Source organism: Baekduia sp. (assembly GCF_035318805.1).
In the GTDB taxonomy this organism is placed as follows: domain Bacteria; phylum Actinomycetota; class Thermoleophilia; order Solirubrobacterales; family Solirubrobacteraceae; genus Baekduia.
The window spans coordinates 1-4,688 of the sequence record NZ_DATHDY010000027.1 but is presented as its reverse complement, the minus strand read 5'-3'; the positions used below and the strand labels follow the sequence as shown (position 1 = coordinate 4,688).

Sequence of the window (4,688 nt, the reverse complement as noted above, 5' to 3'; positions counted from 1 at the left end):
GAACGGGATGTCGTCGCCCGGGAAGTCGTAGGCGGAGAGGAGCTCGCGCACCTCGACCTCGACGAGCTCCAGGAGCTCCTCGTCGTCGACCATGTCGGCCTTGTTGAGGAACACGACGATGTAGGGCACGCCGACCTGGCGAGCGAGCAGGATGTGCTCGCGCGTCTGGGGCATGGGACCGTCCGCCGCCGAGACCACGAGGATGGCGCCGTCCATCTGCGCCGCACCCGTGATCATGTTCTTCACGTAGTCGGCGTGACCGGGACAGTCGACGTGGGCGTAGTGGCGCGCTTCCGTCTGGTACTCGACGTGGGACGTGGCGATCGTGATGCCACGCTCCTTCTCCTCGGGAGCGTTGTCGATCTCCGCGAAGCTGCGCGCCTCGCCGCCCATCTTCTCGGCCAGAACGGTCGTGATGGCCGCGGTCAGCGTCGTCTTGCCATGGTCGATGTGACCGATGGTGCCGACGTTGACGTGCGGCTTGTCGCGCTCGAACTTCTCCTTCGCCACTTTGTGTTGCTCCTTCTAGGAAGTCTTTGGAGGGGGGATTCCTGGCGAACCAGGGAAAGCTATCGCGAACGGCCGTGAGGCGTCCGCCGGGGGTGCTACTAGGCCGCTGCGGCCGAGCCGTTGCGGCCTTCGACGATCTTCTCCGCGATGTTGGGCGGGACCTCGTCGTAGCTGTCGAACTGCATGGTGTACGTGGCCCGGCCCTGCGTGTTGGAACGCAGGTCGGTCGCGTAGCCGAACATCTCCGACAGCGGGACGCGGCCGGTCACCGCGAGCGCGTTGCCGCGGCGGTCCTGGCCCTCGACCCGGCCACGGCGCTTGCTGAGGTCGCCGATGACGTCGCCCAGGAACTCCTCCGGGGTGACGACCTCGACCGCGAAGATCGGCTCCAGGAGCACCGGCTTGGCCCGGCGCGCCGCCTCCTTGAAGGCGAGTGAGCCGGCGACCTTGAACGCGATCTCCGAGGAGTCGGTGTCGTGGTACTTGCCGTCGACGAGGGTGACCTTGATGTCGACCATGGGATAGCCGGCCTTGACGCCGGTCTCCATGGCCTCCTCGACGCCCTTCTCGATCGCGGGGATGAACTCCGTCGGGACGGACCCGCCCTTGATCTTCGAGACGAACTCGAAGCCCTCGCCGGGCGCGGGCTCCATGTCGATGTAGACCACGCCGTACTGGCCCGAGCCGCCGGTCTGGCGGACGAACTTGCCCTCGATCTTCTTGGCCTCGCCGCGAATCGTCTCGCGGTAGGAGACCTGGGGCTTGCCGACGTTGGCCTCGACGTTGAACTCGCGGCGCATCCGGTCGACCAGCACCTCGAGGTGCAGCTCGCCCATGCCGGAGATCTCGATCTGCCCGGAGTCCTCGTTGGTCTGGACCTGGAACGTCGGGTCCTCCTCGGCCAGACGGCCCAGGGCGACCGACATCTTCTCCTGGTCGGACTTCGTCTTCGGCTCGACGGCGACCTTGATGACCGGCTCGGGGAAGACGATGTTCTCGAGCTTGATCGGCGCGTCCGGTGCGGCCAGCGTGTCGCCCGTGACGATCTGCTTGATGCCGACCGCCGCGGCGATGTCGCCCGCGTAGACCTCCTCGAGCTCCTCGCGGTCGTTGGCGTGCATCATCAGGATGCGGCCGACGCGCTCGGTCTTGCCCGAGGAGACGTTGAGGATGCGCGAGCCCGCCGACAGGCGGCCGGAGTACACGCGGAAGTAGGTGAGCTTGCCGACGAACGGATCGGCGGCGATCTTGAACGCCAGCGCGGCGAACGGCTCCTCGTCGGAGGCGTTGCGCGTCTCCTCGGTGATGTCGCCGTTGCGCGCCTCGACGATGCCCTCGACCGGCGGCACGTCCAGCGGGGACGGCAGGTAGTCGACGACGGCGTCGAGCAGGGGCTGCACGCCCTTGTTCTTGAAGGCCGAGCCGCAGAAGACGGGCGTGATGCCGAGCTCGAGGACGGCCTTGCGGATCGCGGCCTTGAGCTGGTCGGTCTCGACGTCGCCGTGCTCGAGGTACGCCTCGGCGAGGTCGTCGTCGAACGTCGTGACGGCGTCGATCAGCGCCTCGCGGGCCTGGTCGGCACGGTCCTTGTGCTCGGCCGGGATCTCGATGACGTCGAAGTCCTTGCCCAGGTCATCGTTGTAGATGATGGCCTTCATGCCGACCAGGTCGATGATCCCGATCAGGTCGACCTCGGCGCCGATGGGCAGCTGGACCGGCACGGCGTTGGCGCCGAGGCGGTCGATCATCGTCTCGACCGAGCGGTCGAAGTCCGCGCCGATGCGGTCCATCTTGTTGATGAACGCGATCCGCGGGACGTGGTACTTGTCGGCCTGACGCCACACGGTCTCGGACTGCGGCTCGACGCCGGCGACCGAGTCGAACACCGCGATGGCGCCGTCGAGGACGCGCAGCGAGCGCTCGACCTCGACCGTGAAGTCCACGTGGCCGGGGGTGTCGATGATGTTGATGCGGTGCTCGTCCCAGGTGCAGGTCGTCGCCGCGGAGGTGATCGTGATCCCGCGCTCCTGCTCCTGCTCCATCCAGTCCATCGTGGCCGCGCCCTCGTGGACTTCACCGATCTTGTAGGTACGACCGGTGTAGTAAAGGATGCGCTCGGTCGTCGTCGTCTTACCGGCGTCGATGTGCGCCATGATCCCGATGTTCCGGGTCTTCTGGAGGGAGAACTTACGTGGCATGTGAGCTGGTTCGGCTTGCGGTGAAGGGGGAGGTGACTGCGAGCAAAGAAAACGGGCCCCTCGGGCCCGCGCACACGGCAGGGAGCTTTCCCGGTCGTAGCGCTATGTGCTCGAGGTCTCCATGCTGGTGCAGAGAGCGACCCGCGGAGGCGCGCACGTGATCGGCGCTCAACACGGGGCAGACAGCGATGATAGCAAAGCACCGGTGTCCGCCAGCGCCCCCGTCCGGCCTCGCCTCCCCTCCACCGCCGCCCTGCGCACGGGCCTCGCGGCCGTGGCGCTCGCGGGCGCGGTCTGCCTGCTGGTCGCGACCTTCACGACGGTCATCCGGATCACGGTCGGGACCACCAGCGGGGCAGCGGTTCCGACGGGCAGCGACACAGGTTGGGACCGGCACGGGCCGGCCCTGATCGTGCTCGCGCTGCTGGCCGTCGGGCTGCTCGGCGTGGGCCTGCGCGGCTCGCGCGTCGCCCTGGCCGGCGTGGCCGCGACCGGCCTGGCGGTGATGGCGATCGCCATGGCCTCGGACCGCCCGGACGTGCACGCGACCGGCGCGGTCGGCGACGTCTACGCGGAGGCGATGGCCGACCCGGGCGCCGGCTACTACCTGGAGACGCTGGGCGGCGCGCTGCTGCTGGCGACCGGCGGCGGCCTGCTGGCGCTTGGGCGGATGCGAGCGGCGGCGGCCGGTTGACGACGACGGGGCGGCGCGGCTGACGTCCGCGCGCAAGGGGCCCGGGCGCCGTCGGTCTCCCGTGGCCGTTGGGCGGGGGTCGTTCGTGCGTGAACGGTGCCTTGGTCAGACGAATGGCACTTAGACCTCGTATTTGGAGGTCTAAGTGCCATTCGTCTCCGCGCCCCCCACCCCAAACGCCGACGGCGTGGGCCCGAGCGCGGCGGCCCCACCGCGCCAAACAGGCCCACCCGCTCCAGCCGCCCACCGCGGCAGACCCCCAGCGCCGGGGCACCTCGCACGCTCTGATCGTCGCCGCCCCGGACCACGCCACGCTCTCCCGAACGCCCGGACGGAACGCCGCCGGCCCCGCGCCCCCGCCCCAAACGCCGACGGCCGCCCAATGGGCGGCCGTCGAGCGAAGCTGTGTGACGTGGGAGCCGCCTACCAGCGGTAGTGCGCGAAGGCCTTGTTGGCCTGCGCCATGCGGTAGATGTCGTCCTTGCGCTTGAAGGCGCCGCCCTGCTGGTTGATCGCGTCCATGAGCTCGTTGGCGAGCCGCTGGGCCATCGTCTTCTCGCGACGCTGGCGGGCGAACTCGACGAGCCAGCGCACCGCGAGGGTGCGGGCGCGGCGGGGCTGGACCTCGACGGGCACCTGGTAGGTCGCGCCGCCGACGCGGCGGGAGCGGACCTCGAGGGCCGGGGTCAGGACCTTCAGCGCCGCCTCGAGCTGCTCGACCGGATCCTTGCCGGTCTTCTCGCCGATGATGGCGAGCGCGTCGTAGACGATCCGCTCGGCCGTGCTCTTCTTCCCGTCGAGCATGACCTTGTTGACCACCTGGGTGACCAGGCGGGAGCGGTGGACGGGATCCGGCTCGATCGGCCGGATGGTTGCTGCGGAGCGGCGGGGCATGGAAGCTCTACTTCTTCTTGACGCCGTACATGGAACGGCTCTTCTTGCGATCGGTGACGCCCGAGGCATCGAGCGTGCCGCGGATCACCTTGTAGCGCACACCCGGCAGATCCTTGACGCGGCCGCCACGCACGAGCACGACGGAGTGCTCCTGCAGGTTGTGGCCCTCACCGGGGATGTAGGACGTGACCTCGACCGAGCCGGTGATCCGCACGCGGGCGACCTTGCGCAGCGCCGAGTTCGGCTTCTTCGGCGTGGTCGTGTAGACACGGGTGCAGACGCCGCGACGCTGCGGAGCAGCCATCTTCTTCTTGTTGCCCTTGCCGGACTTGAGACCGGGGGTGGACATCTTGCGCGGCTTGGGCTTGCGACCCTTGCGGACGAGTTGGCTC

General features: G+C 68.9%; 5 protein-coding genes. 1 reads left to right on the top strand and 4 read right to left on the bottom strand.

Translation table 11 applies throughout. The annotated features are described in order from the left end of the window. Together VK501_RS06535 and fusA are read right to left on the bottom strand one after the other, a co-directional pair. Positions 1 to 510, bottom strand: a 510-nt coding sequence (locus VK501_RS06535) for a GTP-binding protein (protein ID WP_324335846.1), incomplete at its 3' end; no start/stop codon positions are given. 98 nt (positions 511 to 608) lie between these two features. Then, a complete protein-coding gene (fusA, locus tag VK501_RS06530; RefSeq protein WP_324335844.1) occupies positions 609 to 2,708 on the bottom strand; it encodes an elongation factor G in 2,100 nt (699 codons plus the stop codon). A gap of 205 nt (positions 2,709 to 2,913) precedes the next feature. Here fusA and VK501_RS06525 point away from each other — a divergent pair, with 205 nt between their 5' ends. Next, positions 2,914 to 3,402, top strand: coding sequence for a hypothetical protein (locus tag VK501_RS06525; protein ID WP_324335842.1), 489 nt, complete (start codon positions 2,914 to 2,916; stop codon positions 3,400 to 3,402). 423 nt (positions 3,403 to 3,825) lie between these two features. Here VK501_RS06525 and rpsG read toward each other — a convergent pair whose 3' ends face one another. Both rpsG and rpsL read right to left on the bottom strand, forming a co-directional pair. Further along, positions 3,826 to 4,296, bottom strand: coding sequence for a 30S ribosomal protein S7 (gene rpsG / locus VK501_RS06520; protein ID WP_324335840.1), 471 nt, complete (start codon positions 4,294 to 4,296; stop codon positions 3,826 to 3,828). 7 nt (positions 4,297 to 4,303) lie between these two features. Then, positions 4,304 to 4,688 (bottom strand): 30S ribosomal protein S12 (gene rpsL, locus VK501_RS06515; RefSeq protein ID WP_324335838.1); only part of this gene is annotated, 385 nt, incomplete at its 5' end.

Bases quoted from the DNA above. Each gene is read 5' to 3' on its own strand.
- fusA (WP_324335844.1), bottom strand. From the start codon at position 2,708: ATGCCACGTAAGTTCTCCCTCCAGAAGACCCGGAACATCGGGATCATG.
- rpsG (WP_324335840.1), bottom strand. From the start codon at position 4,296: ATGCCCCGCCGCTCCGCAGCAACCATCCGGCCGATCGAGCCGGATCCC.